Genomic DNA, 26,657 nt, shown 5'->3' with positions numbered 1-26,657 from the left:
GTGCGGCTGGAGAAGTTCAGGTCGCCCGAATTGCTGTCGTCGGACAGCGTGACGGTGACTACCTCGCCCGGATTCGGGGCGCGGGTCAGCGTGACCTCGTAGGTATCGCTGATCTCGGTGCCCGAATTGCCCTCGTGAACGTAGGTGTCGGTGCCGCTCTGCGTGATCTGGACCGCGGCCTTGTCGTCGTCGCGGACCGTGGCCTCGGCATTCTCGACCTGGGCCTGATCGAACTTCGCGTCGTCGGAGCGGACGCCGTGGCTGATCTGGACGAGGCGCTCACCTTCTTCGGCGGCGTCCTGCGCGGCCTCGACCGTGACGGTCTGTGCCTGATCCCAGTTGGTCGCGTCGAAGACAAGTACGATGGCATCCGAGAAATTCGTGCCGTCGGCCGAAACGCGCACGCTGTCGGCGATGCCGCCGGTAGCGGTCGCATCGGCGGACAGGATCTCATCGCCGCCCTCGAACACTTCCTCGACCGTCAGGGTCGTGTCGGTGACGCTGACGATGCGGTAGGTGCCGTCATTGTCGAGATCGGCGGTGCCGCCCAGCGTGATCGAGTGATGATCGGCGAAGCCGTCCGTGATCCAGGAGCCGCTGTCGCGGGTAATCGTCTTGGCGCTCGCGTTCAGGCTCAGCGAGGGGCTGCCCGTCACGCCCGGTACCGCGAGGTCGCGATCCTGCAGCGAGGAGCGGCCTGCGGACACGGTGACGTAGACCGCCGCCGTCGGCGCGCTGGCGAGTACGACCGTGTAGACATCCGTCGCACCGCTTTCGTCGACTACCAGGTCGCCCGGAGTCGCGCCGGTGTCGTTGGAGATCACCACCTGCCCCTTGTTCGGGTCTGCGATGGTGGTCCCGAGACCCGCGATGAACGCGCCGTCATAGGTGTCGTCGTCCGAGAAGGCCTGATGGTTGATCAGGCCCGAGCGCCCGTCGATATCCGACGAGATGATCCGCTCGGTCACGTCGCCCGCGATGGTGAACGTGTCGGAGCCGAGGCCCCCAATCACGTTGGTCACGGCGAACGCGTTGGTCGACAGGATGAAGAAGTTGTCGTCCCCCTCCAGACCGTCGATCTCGATCGCCTCTTCCGCGCCCGACACGTTGATGTTCAGACCCGCGCCGAACACGCCCTCGTCGGTGATGACGAAGTTGTCCGCCGCCTCGGTGCCGAGCACGATGACCCGGTCGAAGCCCGCGCCGCCGTCGATGTCGACCGGCGCGTTGACATTGTACTGGATATTGTCGTCGCCGCCGCCGCCGAGGACCTCGACGAGGTCCTCCGCCGTGCCGGAGCCGTCATCGGCGAGCAGGAAGGCGCGCACGATGAACACGTCGTTGCCGTCCTCGCCCTCCAGCTTCAGCTTCGCCTTGTTGGAGTAGACGGTGAAGGTGTCCTGCCCGTCGCCACCCTTGGCATTGGTGGCGAAGCGGATGCCCTTGGAGAGCCAGCCGCGCGTCGTCAGGACGGCGTCGATATCGTCGCCCGCCGCGATGCCGTTCTCGTCGAAGAACTCGTGAGTCGGCTTGTTGCCAAAGAGCTGGCCGAACTGGAACTGGTCGTCGCCCGCGCCGCCATCCAGCGTCATCATCGTCGCGTTGTCGTCCGAGATGAAGACGTCGTCGCCCTCGTACCCGAACAGGGTGAAACGCCCGTTCATCGAGATGTCGTAGTTGATGCGCTCGACGCTCTGCGGACGGTCGGAGCCGTTCGCGCGGATCTGGTCCTCGGTGCCGTGCATCAGCGCGGCGAAGTTGCCGCGGCTGAGGAAGATATCCGACTCCGCCGTACCGTCGAATTGCATCGTGTCGGCGCCATCGGCCGGGTGGCCGCTATCATAGGCGTCGATGATGTAGTCCTTGGCCCCCGCGGCACCGGTCGCCGAGCCCCAGCCCTGCACGAAATAGTCGTCCGAGCCAATCCCGCCGTCCATGGCGAGGCTGTCACCAGCGCTTTGGGCGTCGAGGCGCACGATCTCGATCCGGTCGTCGCCGGTCTGGCCCTCGACACGCGCGATGCCGTCGAAGGCGACCGGGTCGATCAGCCAGAACATGTCGTTGTCCTCGCCCAGATCGATATCGATCGTGGTGGCAGACAGGGTGTTCTCGACGATGCGCACCTGGTCGCGATCGTCGCCTTCGACCGACCGCTCGCCGGTATCGAGGAACAGGGTCTCGCCCACGTCGATGCTGCCGCGCGTCACGGTGATGAAGTCACGCCCGCTGCCGCCGATCAGGTCGAAATCACCGCCGACGGTCACGGTGGCATCGGTCAGCGTCACACGCTCCTCGCCGTCGGAAAGATCCCAAAGCATGTCGGTGCCGGCCGAAACGGTGCCCGTGACGTCGAGCACGGTCTTGCCGAGCCCGGTATTGTCGAGCGTCAGCGCGGTACCTGCCGTCAGGCTGCCGGAGATGTCCACGGTCTCGGTATCGCTGTCGGAACCGAGGTCGATGGTCGCCGCCCCGGTCACCGCGCGCAGCGTGCCGGTGATGGTCAGGTCGTCCGCGCCGGTATCGGTCGAGATGTCGAGCGTCGTGTAGCCCGAGATCGTGCCGCTATTGGTCAGGCTATCGGTGCCCGTCGCGCCATCGAAGCGCACGAAGCCTTCGGTGGATTCGATCGTGCCGGTGTTACCGATGGTGGTCGAGCCGCTGCCGGTATTGGTCAGCGTCACCGAGGACTTGCCGGTGATCGTGCCCGCATTGGTGAGGCTTTCGATCCCCGCATCGTCCGCGCCGAAGTCGATCTCGACCACGGCGGACGTCGCAGTCGCATTGGTTGCGACCATCGAGCCGGTCGCGGCCAAGGTCATTGCATCGCTGCCACCGCCGAGATCGAACGAAATCCGCTCGTCCGCCGTCATCGCGCCGTCCAGAAGGACGGTATCGGCCGCGTCACCCAGGATGAACTCGATCAGGCTGCCCGAGGAGATGCCGCCCGTCACGGTGTAGTCGGAGTTCGCCGCCGCCCCGTCATCGGTGACGGTCACGGTGGTCGCCGCGCTGACCTGGCCAAGGATGGTCAGGCTCTCGGCCGCGCTATCGTTCTGGCCGAGGTCGATGGTCACGGACGAGGTGGCCGAAGAGATGTCCGCCGCCAGCGCCGCATCGACATCGTCGCCGCCCGAGGCGGTGGAGATCAGGACCGCGTCGGTCGCGCTCAGTGCGCCCGAGAAGTCGAGATCGTCCGCCCCGTCCGAGGTCGTGACGCTCAGCGTGGTGCCCGCGGTGATGGTGCCCGCCACGTTCAGCGTCGTGGCCCCGGCACCGGTATCGGTGATCAGTACGGAGGTCGCCGCCTCGACATTGCCGCCGAGGATGGCGGATTCGGTGCCGCTGTCCCCTGCGCCGAGGTCGATCAGCACGTTCGCGCCGGTGCTGATGACATCGGCACCGCTCACCGTGGTCAGGCTGTCGCCGCCACGGTTCGTATCGATGGTAAGCGCGCCACCCGCCTGCATCGAACCTTCGAAGCGCAGCACGTCCGCGCCGTCGGAGGTCGTAACATCCAGCGTCGTGCCTGCCGTCACGGTGCCCGCGACGGTCATCGTCGTGGCCCCGGCCCCGGTATCGGTGATCAGGACGGCGGTATTAGCGGTCACGTCGCCGCCGAGCACGACCGTCTCGGTGCCGCTGTCGCCCGCGCCGAGGTCGATCGTGACGTTTGCGCCCGTGCTCGTCACGTTCGCCCCGGTCACGGTGGTCAGGCTGTCGCCGCCCGCGTTGGTGTCCACGACCAGCGCACCCGCCGCCTGCAACGATCCCTCGAAGCGCAGGGTGTCGGCCCCGTCGGAGGTCGCGACGCTCAGCGTCGTGCCCGCCGTCGCGGCGCCGCCCACGGTCAGGTCGGTCTTGCCCGCGCCGGTGTCGGTGATCGTCAGGTCTGTCGCCGCGGTGATCGCGCCGCCGAGCTGGAAGGTCTCGACCCCGCTATCGTCCGCGCCGAGGTCGATCCGGACATTCGCGCCGGTGCTGGTGACACTCGCCGCCGCCGTGGAGGTCACGCTGTCCGACCCGGAATTGGTGTCGAGCGTCAGCGCGCCGACCGCGCTTAGCGCGCCTTCGAGACGGATCACGTCGTCGCCGTCGGAGGTCAGGATGTCGAGCGTCGAGCCCGCGATGACCGCGCCACCCGCAGTCAGGTTCGTGGTGCCCACGCCGGTATCGGTGATCAGGACCGAGGTCGCGGCCTGCGTGGTGCCGCCCAGCGTCACCGTCTCCGCCCCGCTGTCGCCTGCGCCGAGGTCCAGCGTCACCGAGCTGCCGGTCGATTGCAGCGTGCCGCCGGTCGAGATGGTGTCCGACCCCGCATCGGTGTCGATGCGGACAGTACCGCTCGCGATGACGGAACCGCCCATCGTCAGCGTGTCGTTCCCGGAGGAGGTCTCGACCAGGATCGTCGCCGCCGCCATGTCGCCGGTGACGGCGAAGCCGGTGGTCCCTGCCCCGGTATCGGTGACGTGCAAGTCCGCGCCGGCCTCAAGCGTGCCGCCGAAGCTGGCGCTGTCCGCCGCGCTGTCGACCGCGCCCAGATCGACGGTCAGGTCGTTCTCGGCCCGCACGCGACCCTGGATGGTCATGGTGTCCGCGCCGGTATTGGTATCGATCGTGATGTCGTTCGCCGCCCACAGCAGGTAGAGCTGTGAGGTGTCGGCGACATCGCCCGCGGTGGTGAAGCTCGCCACCCCGCCCGACACGGTCGCGACCGCCTCGTCCGATGCCAGCGATCCGATGGCCGCCATGCTGATCGTGTCGTCCGCGGCATTGGAGGTCAGCGTGATGTCGCCGGTCCGCGCGATGATCTGGCCTGCGAGGGTCATGTCGCCGCCATGCGCGTCCGCGTCGTTGTAATCGGCCTCGATCGAGACGGACTCCGCCTGGATCAACGACCCCGCGCCCGTCACGATGTCGTCGCCCGCCTCAATGCGCAGATTGCCGCCGACCTTGATCTCGATCCCGTCGGCCAGGGTGAACGTGTCGTCATCCGCGCTCGCCGTTTCGGTCGCGGTGATGGTCAGGTCGCCCGCGACGTCCATGTCGGCGGACACCGTCACCGGGCTTTCCGCGATGATCGTCGCATCGCCCGCCGATTGCAGCGCGAAGCCCGACTGGATCACGTCGACATTGAGATCGCCCGCGTTGGTCAGCCAGACCGCCCCGGTGATCGAGCGGCCCTGAAGCGTCCCGATCTGGGTGTAGAGCGCCTTGTCCGCCGCGCCGATATTGCCCGAGGCGACGAGATAGGCCCGACCGCCCTTGATGTTGGACACACCGGTCCCGGCGGCGTTCAGGATCGCGCCGGTGGTGGCCACGATGAAGGCGGTCTTGCCCGCATCCGTTTCCAGCGTTGCGACGTTCAGGTCGCCGGTCGCCTCGATGATGTACTGGTTCTGACCCGATTTCGTGGTGACGGTGCCAGTGCTCGACGTCCGGTTGGAGTCGATGTCGAGCTCGTTGCCCGCGCCACCGATGAAGCCCAGCGTCGCCTCCAGGATGACAGAGCCGCCCGCGCTGACGTCGACGCCAAGGCCCGCTGCGTTCAGCGCCGCGTCGGGATCGGCGATATTGGACTGGTCGCCCGCATCGAGGATCGACAGCGCCGCCTTCAGCGAGATGTCGCCCGTCGCCCACGCGTTGGCGAGGTCCATGTTGCCCTCGGTCTCGGCCACGTAGATGTCGCCGCCGCCCGCGTGCAACGTGACGGTGCCGCCGGCGATCAGGTCGAGCGCGTTGGAGGCCGAACCGATGGCCCCACCCGCCGCGATGCGAATGTTGCCCGCGTCGATATTGGCGAAATCGCTGTCGATGCCGTCGATGACCGAGCCCGCGACCCGCAGGTCGAAATCGCCCGAGCGCGAGTAGATCGTGCCGAGCACCAGATCGCCCGACACTTCGGTAATCGCGATGTCCTGCGCCGCGCGCGCCGTCAGGCTGCCCGCCGCCGTGGTGTCGATATAGATCCGGGTCGTATCGCCCACCGCGCCGATGCCTCCTTGCGCCGCCTCCAGCACGATGTCGACACCCGACACGTTGGTCGAGCCGGACACGCCGAGCGCGTTGGTGATCGCCCCCGCGGTCTTGATCCGCAGGTCATCGCTGGTGGAGATGGTGCGCAGCGCCAGGTCACCCTCGGAGCCGAGATAGGTCTCGCCGCCCGCACTCACGCTGAGCGTTCCGGTGGCGGAGAGGTCGAAGTCCTCCCGCTCCTGGATCTGCACGGCGTAGAGGTCGATCCACTGATCGACGATCACGTCCGCACCGCCCGCATCCTCGGCCGTCAGCAGGGCCGCCGAAATGTCGGAGACGGTGCCATTCAGCTGCACGTCGGAGAAGGTCATCTTCGACCCGTCGGCCGAAATCGCGCCTACGATATAGAGCTTATCCGCGCTGCCGACATTGTTCGAGCCGGTCAGGTCGTCATCCGCCGAGCGGGAGACCTGGTCGCGGATCATGATCTTGTCCCCGACCGAGAAGGCCGAGAAGTCGCCCGCCGCACCCTGGATCGCAGTGCCGCCATCGGTGACGGCGATCGTCGCCTCGATGCTGTCGCCGCGCGGGTCGAGTGCCACGCCCGAAACCATGACGTTCTGGCGGCTCTCGCCCGTCACGCTTTCGACAAAGGTGATCGTCGTGCGGTCGGCGGAGATGCTCGCAATGGTCAGGAACGCGCCTTCCTCGGTCGCGTTCGCGGTGGAGCCCTCGATCTGCACGGTCTGGCCGACGCGCAGATCGGCGTCCCACGTTCCGGAACTGCGGGTCATCGAGTTGCCCGAGAAGTCGACGGTCGCCGCGAAACGCTCAGTCGTCAGGAAGTAGGTGTCGTCCCGCTCGGCGGAGGCGAGCGCGATGCGATCCTCGTCGCTGAGGTCCCCCGAGGAGAGCGTGATGAGGACGGAGCCGCCCGTGCGACCCACCGTGCCCGACACGTCCAGCGTGACCGAGGCACCGGTGATGTTGTTCTCCTCGATCGAGGTCTGCGTGTCGGTCACTGGCACCAGCAGGCCCGCGCCAACGGCGTTGACCAGCTCATCCTCGGTCCAGATCTTGATCGAGGCGTCGATCTTGGCCGCCTCATCCGCGCTCAGCGCCACACGATGCGATGCGTCGTATTCGGTGGTCTCACCGCCATAGGTGCCGTGCAGCGTGCGGAACTGCTCGGTCCGGCTGGCCCGGATCGCGGCGACCGCGCTGGTCACCGCAGCGGAAACCTGGCTGTCGGTATAGGTCGGGTTGGCAGCGCGGATCTGCGCCTCCAGCTCGTCCTCGAGATAGGCAAGCTCGGCTGCCGGGATCTCGATTTCGGCATTCGCGTCGTAGTTCGCCTCGCCGGGGATCAGGACGGTGTAGTCGTCCTGCGCCGAACGCCAGGACCAGTAGGTCGCGTATTCCTGCGTCTTGGAGGTGATGAGGGCGTCCTTGGCCGCGTCCACCTTCTCCTGCGCCGCATCGCCGGTCAGCGCCGCCGCCGACCACGCGCCGCGCAACTCCGCGATGGCCCGCTCGTCGCGGCTTTCCGTGCGGTTGCCGTCGAGCAGGTTGCCCGCCGCGACCGTGATGTAGACATCGCCGGTCGTCTGGACGGAGTCCACCTGCAGATCGCCCGACAGCTCTTTCAGCGCGATGGTGCCGTTGGCCGACGCGTTGACGAGGCTCGACGTGTAGTTGCCGGAATCGATGACGAGAGGCGTGCTCGCCGTCCCGATAGAGCCGTTCTCGGTCTCCAGCGTGATCGCTCCGCCGGTCACATGCGCGGTGGAGCTGGCATCCACACCGCTCGCCGCCAGAATATTGCCCTGGGCACTCAGATGGACGTGGCCGCCGCCGGTGGAGCGGACGTAGCCGACCGTCATGTCGTCGAGCACCTCGTTAACCCGGATGTTGCCACCCGAGGTCACGTCAAGGCGCGTCGACGCTGCCGAGTCCGACAGGTCGGTCTGTACGGCCATGTTATCGGTTCCCACGCCGGCCGAGCCGGTCAGCGTGATGGTCGCGCCGCCGATGGTCGGACCGCTGCCAGATCCGGTGTCCTGAGTGGTCAGGGTGCCGGTCGTGGACAGGATGGTGGAGCCGGTGGTGTTTCGGATCATGCCGCCGACGATCAGATCCGCGTTGCCCGCATCGATCCAGACATTCGCCGCCTCGTTGTGCAGGAACTCGATGGCGATATCGCGCGAGGCGTTCACGTCATGCTCGTGAAGGGTGTAGATGCCCGAGAGCTCAGTCCATTCCTGATAATAGGTCTTCTTGCCGTACCAGGTGGAGGTCGTCCATTTCTTGGTCAGCTTGGCGGGCACGTCCAGATCGGGATCGTCGAAGACCCGCTTGTTGTAGGCATAATCCGAGGCGTCGCCGGTCCGCTTGAAGAAGTAGTTGGAGTTCGGAACCAGCTCCGAGCTCAGCGTCGTGGTGTTCGAGCTGATCGCGTCAGCCGGGTCGATGGCGAGGAAGTCGATCCCCAGCCAGCCCGACTTGCCGAAGGTCGATACCGTCTTGGTCTGCTGCGACTGGCCGATGGTGAAGCCGTAGCGGAAGTCGTTCGAGGTGTCGAAAGTGGTCGTGTTGCCCGTGCCGAGGTTGTGGATCGTCTCCGCCTTCGTGATGGAGTCGAACTCGGTATAGGCGAGGTTCCCGCCCGCTTCCTTCTTGTAAAGGAAGCTCTTGCGGATCCTATCGCCGTCACCTGCCTGGTTGCGCGTCTTGTCGTGGATCAGGATCTCGCCCGTGCCGCGCGTGTCCGCATCGATGCCCTTTACAAGGATGTCGATGCCCGACAGACCCATGTTGTTGACGACGTTGACTTGCGGGTAGCCCGAATAGGCCACCAGCTTGCCCGACCCGGTCGAGACGACCGAGCCCGACATCTCGATCCGACCGCCCGCAGGCTCCAGCGTCTCCATCGTCAGGACGCCGGTCGCCTTGTTGTAAAGGAACAGGAAGTCATCGTTGTCCGTGTGGATCTCGGTCACGGTCGCCCGCGCGTTCAGGATCTGCTGGCGCTGCGAGGCGCCGAGCGTGACCGCGAAGTCGGACTTGCCCGCCTGGATCGTGCCCGCGACGTTGATGTATTCCGCCGAGATGTTGACCCGCTCGCCGTAGATGTTTCCGCGCGAGCCATCCTGCAGGATGTTGGCGACACTGGACCCGTTGGCCGCGGTAATGCCTTCGGCATTCGTCGTCTGGCCGACGATTTCACCGTAGGGATCGCCGCCGATATAGGCCGCGTATTCCGCGTTGATGCTGACCGTACCAGTCGCGGCCATGTCGGTCTTGAGCGCGTAGACATCGCCCGTCTGCGTGATCGAGGCGCCCGGGGAGGCGGTGTTGAAGATGCCCACGGTGCCGCGACGGTTCTCGATATCCCCGAGGATCTGCACGTCCTGCGCAGGCAAGGTGGCGTCACCATAGGCATCGGGATGTTCCGCCGCGCGGATCGCGGCGATGGCCCGCACGTCCTTCGTGACCACGACATAGACGCGCGGCCCCTCGGAATTGTTGAAGCTGTCCCGCGCCGCCTGCGGCGCATCCGCGGTCAGCGTCGGAACGCCGGTGCCGCCTCCGAAGGTCTCGCTCGACACGGAGAAGGCGATGGCGTCCCCATCCATCGTGACGTCGGACACGCCGCGGATCCCCGCGGTGACCGCCGCGTTCACTTCGGCGGTGATCTGCGCCTGCGACTTCCCGGTCGTGTCCACATCGGTCATGGTCACGCCGTTGAACACCAGCCCGCCATTCGTCTCAGGGATGGTGATGTTGCCAAGCAGGACGCTCGCCTCGGTATTGTTGGTGATCAGGATCGACGCATCGGTCGGCGTGTCGAACTTGCCCGAACCCGAAAGCTGGTTGCCGAAGACGCGGACCTGGCCGGCCGCTGCCGTCACGTCGTGCACCTGGATGACCTGAAGCTGCGGTTGCAGGAAAACGACCGAGCCGTCGGACTGACGCTCGGCGAAGCCTTGCGCCACGGCACGCGCTTCCAGATCGTCGATCGCGCCCTGGTAGCTGGCGGCGAGGTTGGGGCTGTCGGCATATTGCGCCAGCGCCGCCTCCAGCCGCTCGATCTCGGTCTGCACCGAGGTCGTGATGGTCTGCGTGCCCGCTGTGTAGCCGATATCGGCCTCTTCGCTGGATACACGTGTCCCGTAGGCCGCCATCGCGCGGTCCGCGACCGTGTCGCGCCGCCCGTCACCGTCGAGATCGCCCAGCAGCAGCTTGGTGCCGGAGGAGTAGTACTCCAGCCCCGTGCCCGCCGCGTTCACCCGGTTGTCGATGGTCAGGGTCTTGTGACGGAAGGCCCCCGTGCGGATCGTGCCGTCGTTGATGACCTTGCCATAGGCGCGAACCAGCAGCTCGCCATCGTCCTGATCGGCCATCGAGCCGCCCAGCATCCCGTCGACCGCGTCGGTCGCCTCGGAAATCCAGCTGGTCGCCTTGGCGATCGAGCTGGTGTCGAACACGGCGTTCTGGTCCGCGTTCATCAGGATGTCGCCATAGCTTTCGAGGATCGCGTTCGCCTCGACCTCGATTGTGTTGTAGGCCACATAGGTCGCACGCGCCGTGATGAAGTCGAGCGGCACCAGAGAGCCTGCGAAGGTCTCCATCGCCACGTCGAGATTGTGCTGCGTGGTCACGAAATCGGCGCCGACGCCGGTGGTCAGCGTCATGTCGCCTTCCGACAGCATCGTCGCATTGCCGCGCAGGATGATCTCGTTATGCGGGGTCAGGTCGATGGTCGAGGCACCGGCCGCCGCGGTCGCGAGACCCCAGGTCTCGGCCGAGGTGTGGACCTTGATGTCATAGAGGCCGTCCACCTCCATCGAGATCGTGCCGCCCGCGCGCACGTTTGCGCCCGCGTCGAGGATAATCTGGCCGTAGACGTCGCGCGCATCGACGCCGCTGGACCCGGCAGCCCCCGAAACCGCACCCGCGGTCAGGAAGTTCAGCACCTCCTTGTAGGTGATCTGATTGAAGGCCGTCGCGTCGAGATTGCCGGTCAAGTCCAGATCGGACTGACCGCCGAACCGGACGATCGAATTGAGATTCAGGTCCGCCGAGGTCAACGCGCCCGCCGCACTTGCCACACCGCCCGTCCGCGCGGTCATGTTGTTGCCGCTGATGGCGTTCTTGGTCACGCGGCTGCTCGCACCCAGAACCGCCGCCGCCGCGTCGATATCGGCATAGGTGCCGACCAGCGCCGTCACGTCGGAGTCGACGTCGATATCGGTCAGCGCACCGGCCACGCCGATCGCGCCGCCCGAGACAGTCAGGATTTGGCTGTCGGGCTTCGCTTCATGCGCTGCGTTGATGGTAAACGTACCGGTCAGGTCGATATCGGCGGCAGTGCCGGACGAGCCGTTGGCGACACCCGCCGTCACGTCCGCATCCACGTCGAGATCGACGATGTTGAGCGCCGCGGCATAGGCCCCCGCGGCACCCACCGCGACCGCGCCAAGTGCCTCGTTCACACCGTCCGCAGTGATCGACAGGTCGCGGGCCGAAATCGTCGTACCCGCGGCCACGGTCGAGTCCACATCCGCAGTCGTGTCGACATAGGCCCCCGCACCGCCGAGGCCGACGAATGCGAGCGACGCCGCAAGACCCTGTGCATACCCGCTCGAGTCGCCTTCCGCATGGACCGAGATGTCCTGCGCGGTGATCGTGCCGCCGGTCAGCTCCGCCCGCACGGTATTAGCCGTGGTGATCCGCGCATCCGCCCCCTGGGCGCTGAGCAATGCCGCGCCGCCACCGGCGAGGACCGTCAGCTCAGCCGTGCGCGCGCCATCGGTCAGCCCGTCCGTGCGCGCCGTCACCGACAGGTCGCGCAGGTCCAGCGTTCCGCCGACCGTCGAGGCCACGTCCGCGCCGAGGGTCACGATACCGGAGGCGCCGCCGAGGGCCGCGACCGTGCCGACCGAAACCGAAGCGATCCGACCGACCGCGCTGAGGCGGCTGATCGCGTCGACATTCGCGTCGAGGGTTGCCGTTTCGATGTCATCCGGGGCGAGGGTCGCCGTATCGCTTTCGCGATCGCCGATATTCACGCCGCTGACGCCCGCGCGCACCACGGGGCGCGCCACCAGCGTCGCGTTCACGCCCGAGGCCGCGACCCCGATCAGACCGAGCGCCGTGGAGTTCGACAGCGTCTCCGCCAGCAGGTCCGCCCGGCTCTCCGCGTCGATGTCCAGCGTGTCGGACAGGCGGATCGTGTTGGACGCGCTGCCCGACAGGTTCGCAGTCACCTGCGAGGTGTAGGTCAGGGTGGCGTTCGCACCGCCTCCCGACACCGCCGCACCGATCGAGATATCGACCGCAAGCGCCGAGGCTGCCGAGATCGCGCGGCTTGCCATGTTGTCCGTCGCCCGGATCACAAGACCCGAGGCCGCAACGTTCGAGCTCGACACATCCGCCGTGACCCGGTTGTCAACCGTCGCCGTCGCCACGCTGACCGCCGCCGCGATGGAGGCACCGGCCGCCGAGATCGTGGCCGAGGCCGAGGTCGCGCCGATGATTGCCAGCATTTCGCCGGTATCGGCTGCCGACACGGTCACGGTTCCACCCGCCGTCAAATTCGAGCCGTCCACACTGGCATCGACCGCGTAGGACAGCACCGAGACGCTGGTCGTGACCGAAGCTGCGACACCCACCGCCGATCCCCCGGCGCCGAGCGCGAAGGACACCGCCTGCACGATCGTGTTGATCGTCGCGCTTTGCGTCGCGGTGACATCGATATTGCGGTCGGCGGTCAGCGTCGAATTGCTGATCTGCGCGAACACCCCGTCCGCCGTGTTGCTGCCGCCGATCACATTGGTCGCCAGCGAACCGCCGACCGCCACGCCGACACCGACGCCGCCACCCGCGAGGGCTGCAGACGCGGTCAGGACTGCCGAATTGATCTGAGAGGACCCCGTACCACCGACCAGGATGTCGCGCGCGCTCGTTACCGTGGCGCCGCTGATGCGGGCACGCACCGCGTTGCCGGTCCGGTTGACCGCCATCGCACCTGCACCCGATACGGACACACCGACGCCGCCGCCGGTGAAGCTCAACGCCGCCGCCGCGGTCATCGCGTTGATCTTGCTGGAATCCGATGCGCGGACAGTGACGTCCGTCGTATTGCTCGTGACCGACAGGGTGCCGGTATCCGCGTCGAGCGCCGCCGTGATGTCGTTGTCGATCTCGTTGACCGCTCCCGCCGCCGCGATGGACACACCGACGCCGACGCCGCCTGCCCCAATCGACAGCGCGACCGCCGCCACAGCCGCGTCAATGCGGCTCGTGTCGTTCGCATTCACGTTGATCGCATCGCCCGACACGGTGACGCCGGTGCCGCCCGCGATCTGCGCGAGTGTGTTCATCTCGACCGTGTTGTAGGCTGCCGAGCCGCCGACAGAAACACCGACACCCGCCGTGCCGCCCGCCGCCGTTGCGGAGCCCGCGAACACGACGGTGGAGATGCGCTGGCTGCTGGTCGCCGTGACCGTCACGTCGCCCGACGCCGTGATGTCCGACCCGGTGATCCGCGCGATCACCTGCCCGTCCGTGTCCGGCGCACCCTCGAGGGTCGCACCGATCGAGTTGCGCGCGACCGAGGCGCCGACCGCGACCGCGACCCCTGCGCCGCCGCCGATGGCGAGAGAGCCGGAGGCGGCAAGGACCGCCGCGTTGATCCGGTTCGCCGCCTGCGCGGTGACGATCACGTCACCTTCGTTCGTGGTGGTCGTGTCGGAATTCGCGATCTCCGCGATGGTGGAGGTCCGCACCGCGTTGACCGACAGGGCCCCTGCCCCGCCAACCGACACCGCCGCCGCGCCCGAGCCCGTCAGCGCCACATTGGCCGAGGCTGCCGCCGCATTGATCGTGGTCGCCTCAAGGCTGAAGAGGCCGCCCGTTTCGGTGATGCTCCACGAATTTCCGGCCGCGTCCTGAAGCTGCCAGACCCAGCTGCCGTCATCGCTGGTCGCGATGGTCGATCCGTCGCTGTCCGACTGATCCGCATCCGCCGGGCGCTTGACGAGCGCGAGGCGCAGGTCGCCCTCGGCCACCTCGCCCGCCGCCGCGAGGCGCGTGCGCAAGGTTTCCAGAATAGCGGCATCGGCCGCTTCGTCCGCCGTGTCGATTGCATCGTTCTCGTCGCGATCGACCGCGACCGCGTCGTTGAGATCGCTGCGGCTGATCCCGCTCAGGCTCAAGGCCGCACCCGTATCTCCCGTCACGGCCTGTACTGCGACGTCGCCCGCCGACGTCACCTGATCCATAGAGGTGATCGCGGCATAAACGTCGTTCTCGACATCGTTGTAGGCGAGCGCCAGGGTCAGCGAGACACCGACACCCGCGCTGCCGCCGAAAGCCGCCGTGGCCGCCGCCGCGCCCGAGAAGGCATTGATCCGGTTCGCATCGGTCGCCTTGACGGAAACCGACCCGGCCGAGACGGAATCCGCCCCCGAACCGGCGATCCGCGCAGTTACATCGGACACGATCCGGTTCGCCGTCGCCGTGCCAGCACCGGCCACGGCCACGCCTGTCGCACCGGCCCCGACCGCCGCGGAAGCGGCGGCGGAGAACGCGTCGATACGGGTGGTGGAGCCTGCATGAACCTCCAGAGCGCCCGAGGTCGTCACATCGGAATTGAGGATTTCCGCTGCCACGGTATTGCCGGTTAGCTGCGTATTGGCCAAGCGCCAGTTGTCGACATCGCTGTAGTCGACCGTATCGAGGCTCAGCGTCCCGCTCTCGGGTGTGAAGCCCGCGCCGATATATTCGTAGACGTCGCCGCCGCGCACACCGCCAAGCACCTTGACCGTGTCGCCCGCGCTCAGCGAAGCCACGTCATCCTCGGTATCGTAATCCGCGCCTGCGAAGGTGGTGACGATCTCCCGCCCGATCAGGTTGCGCGCCAGCGCCACACCGATCGACACACCCACCCCGGTCGAGCCCGCGCCCACGGCCAGAGAGGCCGCGATGTTCGCCGCGCGGATCGTGCCCGCTCCATCCGCCGTGACGCTCAGCTTGCCCGCGCTGACGGTGGTGTCGGAATTGCTGATGCGCCCGACCGTACTGCCATCGACCGTGTTGACGATAATCGCACCCGCGCCGCCGACCGCGACCGCGGTGGAACCGAAACCTGCCGCCAGCGCCGCCGCGGCCCCCGCCGCGTTGATGGTCGAGGCATTGGTCGCGCCGACCGCCGCATTGCCCGCCGTGATCGAGACACCGGTATCGACATCGCGGATCTCGGCCGTCACATCGTTCGAAACCGTGTTGGTCACCGAGGTGATGCCGATGGACACTGCCACGCCGGTCGAGCCCGCCGCGAAGGCGACCGAGGCCGCGCCAGCCAGCGCATTGATCTCGCCCTCGCCTTTCGCCGTCACCGACAGCGTGCCGGCCGTGATCCCCTGGCTGGTGCCGGAGCCGTCGCCGTTGATCCAGGCGCCGGTCTCGATGTCGATATCGTTGACCACCACGACGCCGGAGCCCGAGACCCCCACGCCGGTTGAACCGGCGGCGATCGCCACAGCACCCGCGAAGGCCAGCGCATCGATCTGCGCCGCATTCTCGGCCGCGATGGTCAGCGCGCCCGCCGCGCTCAGGCGGCTGTCCTCGGCATAGGCCTCGACCGCGCCGTCGTCGCCATCGCCGATCAGGTTGATGGCGAGCGACGCGCCGACCGCGACGCCCACGCCCGTCTGGCCGAAGCCAGCGGCGAGCGAGGCGGCCAGCACGGCGGCGTTGATCCCTGCGCCCATTTCGGCGTCGATGCCGATATCGGTCGCCGACACGATGATGGCGTCCACCGTCCGCGCCCGTACGTCCATCATGACGGTGTTGAGCGACATCGCCCCTGCACCTGCGACGGCGATCCCCTTCTGCCCGGCTCCGATGGCTAGCGACGCCGCGGCGGACACGGCGTTGATCGTGCGCACGGCGAACTGCATCTCGCCACCCGGGCCGAGGTCGATGGCGAAGGCGCGCCCGCTTTCGTCCACCAGGGTCCAGCCGTTGGAATCGTTGCTGCGCGTCAGACGGACCGTCTCGTCGGTATAGCTGCCCTGCACCTGCTCCTGTGCCGAGAGCTGGTCGTTGATCAGTTCGACCACCTTGTCGATGGTCTCCTTGTCCGCGGCATCGTCGGTCGCATCGACCGCGTCGCCCGCTTCGTTCGTCTCGGTCTCGGTGGCATCCTCCAGACGCTCCGCCGTCACGAGCGGAGAGGCGAGCGCTGTGAACGTCTCGGGCGCAGCACTCGACGCCTCGACGAAGACGCCATCCTCGCTACCGGTACCGGTCGAGGTGACATCGGCGCTGACGATCTCCGCCGTGGTGTCGCCGGACACGAAGTTGAAGCTGGCCGACAGGCCGACCGAGATCGCGGTCGCCGTCTTGCCGAGGGCCGCGGCCAACGCGGCGGAGGCGGTGGCCGAGTTGATGATCGAGCTGTCGGTTGCCATGACCGTCACGGACTGCGCGTCAATGCCAGAGGTGATCTGTCCCGTGATGCCCGCGTACGCTCCGCCCGAGATCGTGTTGACCGCGACCGTACCCGCGATGCCGACGGCGATGCCCGCCTTGCCCGCGCCGATGGCGGCGGAGCCTGCGACGACCGTCGCCGTGATGCTCTGCTTCGCGTCGGCCGTCACGCTGACCGTGCCGGTTGCGCTGATGTCGCTCGCGTCGATATTGGCGACGGCCGCTGCCGTGCCGCTCGCGACCAGGTCGATCCGCTTCCAAAGGTCGGGATTGGTGTAATCAGCGATGCTGAGGTCTATCAGCTCGCCGCTTTCCGCAACGAGGGACTCGTCACCGACATATTCGTAGATTGCGCCCGAATGGCGCGCGCCGTCCGCAATGCGGACCAGATCGCCCGCATCGACCCGAGCCACGCCACCGTTGGAATAGCTGTAGCTCTCCGCCCAGAGCGCGGTGTTGTCGAAATTCGTCGTGGCGAGGTCCACTGTCGAAGCGCTGCCGAGATAGATATATCCCCTCGCCGCGACCAGATTGTCGTTGGCGTCGAGCGCGCTCTCCCGCACCACCAGATCGCCGAGGCTCAATGCGACCTCGCCCTGCGACTCAATCGCCGCGATGGATTCGGTGCCGGTCTGCGTGCTGCGGTTGTAGCCGATATAGTTGACCGCCGCTGCGGCACCCACCGCAACCGCGGTCGCTTTCTTGCCCGAGATGTTCACGTTCGCCGCGACCGACGCCATCGTCGCGTTGATCGCCGCCGCGTTGGAGGCATCGACCGTCAGGTCGCCGCCCAGCACGATGTTGCTCTGCTCCAGGATCGCCTCGGAGCTGCCGTTGATGACGTTGACGGCCATCGCACCCGCCGCCGAAACGGCCAGCCCGTCAGAGCCGGGAACCTTCAGCTTGGCAACCCAGGTGATCGCCTTGCCCAGGAAGCTCGATCCGGTCGACCCGGCCCCGTTGGCGCCTGCCGCGTCTGCGACGCTGCCACCCGCGCTGGTGCCGCTGTCGGTGCCGCCCGTGCTGCCGGTATCGCCCCCGGTCGATCCGCTGTCGCCGCCCGAGCCGGAGTCGGATCCCGAACCCGAGCCCGAACCGCCGCCCGCGCCCGCACCGCCACTCAGCGCCAGCGCGGCGGACACGGCGAGACCGGTCGCGTTGATCTGCGCCGTGCGATCGGCCTCGACATTGAGGTCGCCGGTCACGTTCGCCGCAGCGGACGCCCCGCCGATGCGCAGCGCCCGCGCCTCGACATTGGTGTCGATCTGGTTGCGGGTGAAGCTGCCCGAAACCCCGATCGCCTTCGACCCGCCGGCCGAGATGGAGACGCCGAGCGTCGCCGACAGCACCGTCGCGTTGATCAGCGCGGAATCCGTCGCTTTGACGGTCGCGCTGCCGCCGGTGGTCAGCGAGGTGACGTCCGACATCGTAGCGGTCGCGGCACCCGCCGCGCGGTTCATCGACAGGATCGGCGCGATCGTCATCGCGCTCGTCGCCTGGGCCGAGATCGCGACCGAGATCGCCGCATTGCTGATCGTCGCGTCGAGATCGGTGCCGTTATCCGCCAGCACGTCGAGGTCGCCGCCCGCCGTGACGGTCGCGTGGCTCAGCACCGCGGAAGCCTCCGCCCGGTCGAGACCGAGGATCGAGGTGCCCGCCAGCATGTCGGCGAAATTGGTGAAGATCAGGCTCGACTCGTAGCCGATCTGGTTGAACGCGACCGTCACGCCGATCGAGATGGCCGACTTGCCGCCCGTCGCCTGCGTGGTCATGTCGACGTCGGCGCGCATCCGCGCGTCGTTATCCGCCGTGATCGAGACGTCACCGCCTGCGACCAGATCCGCATGCATCACCGCTGCGGCAGCCTCCGCGTTCATCGCATTGGTCGAGATGATGGCATTCGCCCCGACGGTCGAGCCGCCCTGAACGACCGAGCCGCCATCCGCCGACACCGCGCCGCGATTGGCCGCGGTGAAGGTCGAGACCTCCTTGGCCGATACGGTGATATGGCCCGCGGTCGCCGTGAGCTTCGCGCCGGCGACCGAAGCCGAGGCTGTGCTGCGGAAATCGTTGAAGGTGATCGACCCGCCCGCCGCCGTGGCGTCGGACGGGCTGACATTGCCCAGCCCCGCGACGCCCGCGACCGCCGCGATCGTGTCGGTGATCTGATCGGGCGAGACATCGACCTTTTCCCACATCTTTTCGTCGGAGAAGTTGGTCGTGCCCAGATCGGTCTCGATCCCCGGCTGGCGCGCCGTGATCCGGGTGTTGCCGGTCGCATCCGCCGGATCGGCATTGCCCTTGTAGCGGTACATGTCACCTTCGGTCAGACCGCTATTTGCAACGCCCGCGCGCGTTGCGCCGATGCGCACCAAGTCGCCCGCCGCCAGCTCGCGCGAGCCGGATGCGGTGGTATAGCCATATTCATCGAGCGCGTTGTCGATGATGCCCAGCACGATGGACAGACCGCCGTCGTTGCGCACGCTGACCTGCGTCTCGTGCTCGTTGGTGACGCTGAGGCTCGCCGCATCGTCCGCGGTGACGGAGATGCTGCCCTCGGCCTCCAGCGTGTTCACATCCGCCCGCGTCGCCGCCGTCCAGCCGCCGACGGTCGCGTATTCGTCGTCCGCGGGAACCTCGACGACGGCATCCGCGCCGGTCCGCTTCCAGACATTGCCGTCACCCGCGATGACGAAATCGCCGGTCTCGACCGACATGACGGTCTTGCCCGTCAGGATATCGGTATAGCCCTCGGGCGCGACCGCGGCGCCGCCGATCCAGGAACGTGCACCCGCGCTGATCTTGTTCGACGCGATCAGCACGCCGATCCCCTTGCCCGTCGCGCCGGTCAGGGCGCTTGCGGCACTGGTGGTCTGGTTGCCGGTCTTGGCGATCACGCTCGCCGTGTTGTCCGCATCGACCGCAATGTCGCCATCCGCATCGACGGTGACGCGCTCCATGTAGGCGATGGCTTCCGCCGGGCTCTCACCATCGAACGCCTCGGAGATCGGCGTCGCGCCGATCAGCGTCTCGATCGCGTTGAAGAAGATGTTGGAGGGCTTCCACCCCATCGTGTTGAAGGCGAAGAGAGCGCCCTCACCGGTATCGCCGCTCGCCGTATTCAGCTGCGTGATCGCCTGCAACTCCATGTCGTTGAGCGCGCGCACGGTCACATTGCCGCCGGTACCGTCGTCGTTGCCGTCACCCGCCGTCAAGGCGGAGTCCACCACCGATGCTTCCGCGGCGCCCAGCATGACATTGGTCGCGCCCACGCCGCTCTTGGCTTCGGACGTACCCTCGCCGATGGCCGAACCGCCGGAGGACGACGTCGCGTTGTCGGTCGTCGCATGCATCTGCGCGGCCAGATCGGCGGTGACGGAGATGTCGCCGTCCACCGTTTCCAGCACGGCGTCGCGGACCGTCGCCGTCGCGCCCGAACGGTGATCGTTCAGCACCAGCGCGTAGCCGGTGGCGACGCTGTCGCTTTCGGTGACGTTGAAGCCTTGCGGGATGACACTGCTCTCGAAGGTCTCGCGCCAAAGCTCTGCGTCGAGGAAGTCGGCCGTGCTCAGATCGACCAGCTTGACGCCATCCGCGCCATCGTCGTCATCGCCGAGATAGACATAGATCTTGTCGCGCGCGCCCTCGGTCGCGTGATCGGAGGAGACGCGGACCCGGTCGTGGAAATTTAGTGCGACCGTGCCCGTGGAGGGTGTCGCATTCCAATCCACCGGGAAGATATCGTTGAGCGACTCCTGCAATACCGCCGCCCCACCGTCGTTGGTGGTCGTGGAGGAGGAGACCAGCTTGGTGTTCGCGAAGAAGCGCGCGCGGTCCTCGGCCCGGATGGTCAGGTCGGTGCCCGCCTTAAGCTTCTCGCCCGTCGCGGCATCGGCGTTGTCGACCAGAACCTTCGCCTCGGCCTGCGCCTTGTTCATCGTCAGCAGGTAGCCGGTAGAGGATCCGCCCGCGCCCTTGATCGCCCCGGCTTCCGAGGTGGAGCTGTTCGAGACCGTGGAGTTCATCAGCGCGGAGGACCACGCCTTCACATCCAGCGCCGCACCCGCGTCGAGGTTGCTCGCCTCGACCGTGACGGCCGCGCCGCTCTCGATCTTGCCGTCGAGCAGGTCGTCGGAAATGAACGGGTCGCCAAGGATCGCCTCGATCGTGTTGAACAGGACGTTCTGCGCCTTCCAGCCCAGCGTGTTGAAGGCGAGCGTCAGGCTCTTGTCGGTATCGCCCGACATGCCCGAGGTCTGGACGGTCGCATCCATCACGCTCGCCTGATCGGCGGTGACGCGGATGCTGCCCGCCGTGGCGGTCAGGCTCGCATTCTTCACATCCGCCGTGGTCGCACCCAGCAGCATGTTGGTGGCGATGGTGCCTTGCTTGGACACCACGGTGCCCGAACCCCAGGTCGAGCCGCCCGAGGTGGTGACGGCACTGGTGATGTTGGCCAGCAGCGTGGTGTTGCCGCGCGCCGCGATCACGATGTCGCCGGTCGACGCGGTCACGTCCACATCGTTCAGCGATACGGTCGTCCCGCCCGTCACCTGGTTGGTCACGATCATGCCGCCGGTGGCGGTGGAATCGGAATCCGACATGTTGCCGAGGTTCGGCGAGAACAGGTCGAGGTAATCGACCGATCCGGCCACATCCACCCAGCGGGAATTTTCCGACGTGTCCGTCAGGATCGCCGCGGTCAGCGCGCCGAGGTCGATGGTCTCCGACCCGTCCTCTTCAGCCGCTTCGTAGAGGAAGACCTTGCCGGTCAGCGCGTTCAGCGCCAGCGCCGCCTCCAGATCGGTTCCGGTCAGGCCGGTCGTGTCCACGGTGCCGACGCGGATCAGATCACCGTCCTTGACCTCGCGCGTGCCCGAATGGGTGGTGAAGGAATACTCGTCGAGCGATGCGTATTTCGCGTATTGCGTCAGGGCGTCGTTGTTGTTGATCGCCTCCGCCGACACTTCGAGCGTGTTGATCGCGCGCAGGTTGGCATTGTCCTCGGCAGTGACGCTCAGGCTCGCCGCCGTGATGTCACGCTGGCCGTCCGCACCCAGATCGACCCACAGGTCGTTGGTCGCGTAGGACTGCTCGCTGTCGGAAAGATCGACCGCAGGCGCACTCGACACCAGCGTCCAGTCATCGGGGGCGTCGTCGATCAGCTCCTGCAGCGTCTTGCCGTCGGTATTGTCGAAGGTCGTCCCGTCGAAACGGACATAGGCCCCGATGTCGAAGCCGTTGACCAGACCCATCAGCCGGACGGTGGTACCCGTGGTCAGCGCGTCGGGCACGCTCAACAGACCCAGCCCGTCATCAGCGTCGATCACGTTCGGCGCGCCGGTCCAGGCATAGACCCGACCGTTGTGGACGACCCGGTCGCCGGTCTCCAGCAAGTCGACGGTGGCGCCTTCCTCGTGCACTTCCGCAGCACCGCGAATCCAGGCCGAGGTTTCGCTCGCCACGCGGTTCGTGGCCAGCATCCCGCCGGTCGCTTTCGCCTTCACCCCGTGCTTCAGCTCGGTATAGGACTTGTCCTTGTTGACCTTGTTGCCGTCCTCGTCGGTCTTGTTCGCGACGACGGCGGCGTTCAGCACGGCGCGGTCGGTCTTCGACTTCGAATTGGCCGAGGTTCCGACCGTCGCGTCAAGCAGGCTGACCTTCGCCAGTTCCATCCCATCGGCCGTGCTCAGCTTGATCTGCCAGCGCGACCCGGCCTCGTCGGTCACGTACCACTGAGCACCGGAGGCGAGCATCTCGACCTCGAGCGCACCTTCGCTCTCGACATCCAGCGCGTCGAATGCGCCCTTGAGCGCCGCGAGAATGGCCGCATCACCCGCCGCATCCACGTCGTCATCCGGCTTGGCCGATGCCGCGTCGTCCAGATCGTCGCCGGACACCGCCGCCGCCAGCGTGCCGGAGGGATCGGACACGACCTCGCGCGTGCTTGCGTCGACAGTCAGATCGCCCGCGACCGTGGCCACGACATAGTCCATGAACGCCTCGGCCCCCGCCGGGTCGGTCTCGATGAAATAGTCCGATCCCAGGAACGCATCGACCGCCGCGAACACGATGTTCCCGCTGTCGTACCCAACCGTGTTGAATGCGATCGTGTAGGCAGTCGCCTCCGCCTTGCCCGCCGATTTCACGTCGAGATAGGCATCCATGCTCACAAGGTTCAGCGCCTCGACGCTCACATCACCGCTGCCGGTTGTCGTGACCGAGCCGTTGCGCATGTAGGCGGTGGCCTTGGAGAACAGCGCGTTGGTCGAAATGACGGCCCCCTTGGCCTCCTTTCCACCCACGGTCTTGTCGTCCGTCTGCACGTTGATGCCGGACGTGTCGCGCGCGCGCAGCGTGGCCCGCTCCTCTGCGCGAACGCCGACATTGCCGCCCGATGTGATCGCACTGCGATCGACACCCGCGATGGCACCGCCATGTGCCTCGTTCCGGGTGATCATGTAGGAGGTGGCCGAGCTCGCCCCGCCAGCCGTCTTCAGTCCGAAGGACTTGGCGAGCCCCGTCACCAGCGAGCCGCTGATGACGTTGCCCTCGTCAAGCGCCTTCCACAGGTTCAGATCCGTGAAATCGACCGCCGACCAATCCACGTTCGAAATATCGTCATTGCCCAGATAGACGTAAAGCTGGCTGCCATCGAGAACGCGGTCGTTGAAGCTGACCGTCTGGCCGTCGCTCTTGGTGGTGAAGTCGTAATCCTTCATCGCCAGGTCGATCAGCGAGTTGACCACGCCGACGCCCAGATCGTTCTTGGCGCTCGCCGCCACGACCATCGAGGTGCTGGAATCGAGGATCGCCGAATCGTCGGCCAGAACGGAGACTGCTCCGCCGCTCACGGTGCTGTCTACGATATGCGCCAGCGCCGCGCCCGACAGCATGTTGGAGGTCAGCAGCGCCCCCGCCGACGCGCCGTCGGCCCCGTTGAAGGCAGAGGCCGCGGTCGTCGCGTCCATATCGTTGCGCGCACTCAGCGTCGCCTCGCTGGTCGCGGTCACGCTCAGCATGTTCTGCGCGCCGGACGTGCCGGTGATGGTCGAGCCGGTCACGAGCGCCGTCGCGTTGGCGGGGCTCTGCGCCCCGATATCGCTGGCCAGGATCGCGTCGAGCGCCATGAACAGCACGTTCTGCGCCTCGAAGCCGAGCGTATTGAAGGTCAGGAACGCGGCCTTCGTGTCCGCGCCGCCCGCGAAGGCGCCATGCAGCGTGGCGTCGAGCGTCTGCGCATTGGTCGCCGAGACGACGACCGCGCCGGTGCCCGGCGTCACGGTCGCATCGCGCAACGTCGCCGACGCGCCGCCGTTCAGGATGTTGAAGACCAGCGCACCGCCCTTGGCGTTGCTGTCGCCATTGCCGGTGAAGGAGCTGCCGCTCGACACCGACACGCCGACATCGCCGACCGAGGTCAGCGACCCGGTCGCGTTGGCCTGGATGTCCAGCGCCGTGTTGACAGAGACCTTCTCGACCAGGGCCTCGACCGAGGCATCGACCTCGTTGCGCACCACGATGCCGCCCAGGCCCTCCGCGTCCGTCTCGGTCGCGTTGTTGCCCTCGGGCAGGACGTTGGTTTCGGTCGCTTCCTTCCACAGGGTCGTGTCGGTGAAGTCGGCGGTCGTCAGATCGACCGACGTGCCGTCCGCCCCCATGAACTTGTAGATCGAACCGATGTCGCCGGTGGCGGTGCCGGTCGTGCCCTCGGAATCCTTGTAGAGCTGAACACGATCACCGAAATCGAGCGACTGCGTATCGGCCACAACCGTCCGGTTGGCGAAACCGCCGGTGACGACCTCGGTTCCGTCGGTGCGGTAATCCGCGTCGGCCAGCGTTCCGATCAGCTCGTCGACTGCGTTGATCCCGCCATCGTGGACGGCGGCCGCATCGGCGACCAGCTTGACGTTGGAGTTGATCGAGGAATCGCCGGTGGCATGAACTTTCACCGTGCCCGTCGCCGTGACGCTGTCCACGATCCCCGTCGTGCTGTCCGACCCGATCTCGGCCCGGGTGCGAGTGCTGACCATGTTGGTGGCGAGCACGACGCCCGCGGCGACGGTCTGGCTCTTGCGGATGGCGGTCTCCGCCGCCGAACGCGCGACATTGGACACGGTCGCGTCCAGCAGCATCTCGTCCGTCGCGGCCACCGTCACGTCGGTGGCGGAGGCGATGGAGGTGTTCTCCAGCAGCGCCGAGGTCTCGAAGCCTTCGTAGGTCACGTCGAGGCCGAGCCCGAGGATCGTGTCGATCCCCTGCTTGAAGTCGGTGTAATCGACGTCCCGCCCGAGGTTGTTATAGGCGACGGCCAGCGCCGCGGCGGCGCCGGACTGGCCCAGCGTAACCGCCATCGCCGAAGACTTGGAGTCGATCAGCATGTCGGCGGTCGCCTCGACGTTCACCGTCGTCGCAGCCGAGATGTCCGATGCCGTCACGCGCGCGATCACGCCACCGAGCAATTCGTTGATCGAGGCCGTACCCGCGACGTTGTAGTCGTAGCTGTCCTCCGCCTCATGCGTATAGGGCACGTTGACCTGCTGCGCATCGGACTGCGACACGATCTGCATGCTGTTGGTCGCGGCGAGCGCGACCGACGCACCGGTCGAGGTCAACTGGCCCTCATCCACCGTCACGGACACGGTGCGGTCCACCTCGTTCAGCGCCAGGCCGAAGGGCAGCGACATCGCATCCCAGCCCGACAGGCCGATATCGAGATCCTTCGCCCAGACCGTGACGGTCGAGCTATCCGTCGCCGACAGGTCGAGCGCGCCCGCCGCCTTCAGAAAGCCGCCATCCACATCGACCTTGGTGTCGCCGCCCACGGTGTTGGAGGCGACGATGCCCTCCGCGTTCAGCGTGGTGTCGTTCGATGCCGAGATGTCGAGCGTTCCGGTCGCCTCGATGTTTGCGCCCGACCCGATGGTGACGGCGCTGTTGTCGGTGACACTGTGTTCGGTCAGGCCGAACAGCTCCGAGAAGATCTCGGTCGAGATCGTGCCGCCGAGATCGGTCGACAGGGTGACGTTCGCACCGTCGATATCAGAGGATGCGCCCACCGTGATCGATGCCGTCCGCGTGACGTCGACATCCGAATAGACCGCGTCGAAGTCGACATTCCCGGTATAGGAAGACGTGTTGTACGCATTGTTCGACGCGACATAGGCCGCCGTGGTGATGTCCACGTCGATATCGGTCTGGTCCGACGCGCTGACGGTCAGATCGCCGGTCGCATTGATCGTCCCCGAGAGATCGACTGTCGCGGTGCTGACGCTGTCGACCGTCGAGAGATAGGCCGGAACGGCCGCCGTCGTCAGCGTCATGGTCATGTCGGTATCGGCGGTGACGCTCACCGCCCCGGCCGCATCGACCGCGCCGCTCACCGTCACCGTCGCACTGACCGCGCCGTCGAGCGTTCCGCTCACATCCGCCACGAGCGCCGAAGTCGACCCCGTCGCCGTCGCATCCGCGTCGAGGGACACCGTCCCAGACGCTGTCACCGAACCCGCGATGAGGATCGAGCTCGACGCCGTGGTGGTCGAGGATCCTTCGCCGAAGGTCGCGCTGGCCACCGCATCGACGTCGAGCGAGGCGAGCTTGCTCGTGTCCGAGCCGACGGCCACGCCGACCGGCACGCGGAAATGCTCCGCCTGCGAGGTGATCGACCCGGTGAACCCGTCCGCGAAGGATGTGATCTCGACGCTGTCGCTCGCGCCTCCATTGCCCGCGACGATGATGCCGAAAGTCGCGGGATCGGTCAGTGCGCCGAATTCCAGATCGAAATGATCGTCGCCCGCATCGCCCTGCAGGCTTAGCGTCGTCACGCCGGTCAGACTCTGCTGATAGATGACCGCGTCCGAATTGGTCTTGTCCGTTACCACCACGCGCTGCACGTACCCGTCGGTCGCGTTGCCCGTCTCCTCGATCCGCACCCCGATCGCGCTGCCCGCATCCGTCTCGTCGTCGATCGTGACGGTGAGCGTGCCCGCGCTCAGCGCCCCGGTCGCCGCGACCTGATCGTATGTTCCTCCGGCTGCCAGCCCGAACGGATCGGCCGACAGCAGCACCCGCTGCTCCATCGGGTCGAGCATCAGCCGCCAGGCCGCCTTGCGCAGACGCTCGAACCGGTCGCGATCCCGGTGGCGCAGCCGCGCGCGGAATCCGCGATTGAGGGGGAGGCGGGGCAA

1 protein-coding gene (only partly in view) is annotated in these 26,657 nt (G+C 67.0%); it reads right to left on the bottom strand.

Annotated elements, in window-relative coordinates; translation table 11 throughout:
• Positions 1-26,657, bottom strand: the 5' portion of a protein-coding gene (locus RX333_RS11025) for an LEPR-XLL domain-containing protein (RefSeq protein ID WP_316014993.1). It extends 5,350 nt beyond the left edge of the window; 26,657 of the gene's 32,007 nt are visible here — the first part of the coding sequence; the start codon lies at positions 26,655-26,657; its stop codon lies beyond the left edge, outside the window.

This window comes from Roseobacter sp. HKCCA0434 (assembly GCF_032464675.1).
Classification (GTDB): Bacteria; Pseudomonadota; Alphaproteobacteria; order Rhodobacterales; family Rhodobacteraceae; genus Pontivivens.
The sequence above is the reverse complement of the archived record's forward strand: the minus strand, read 5'-3'. Positions and strand labels throughout refer to the sequence as shown.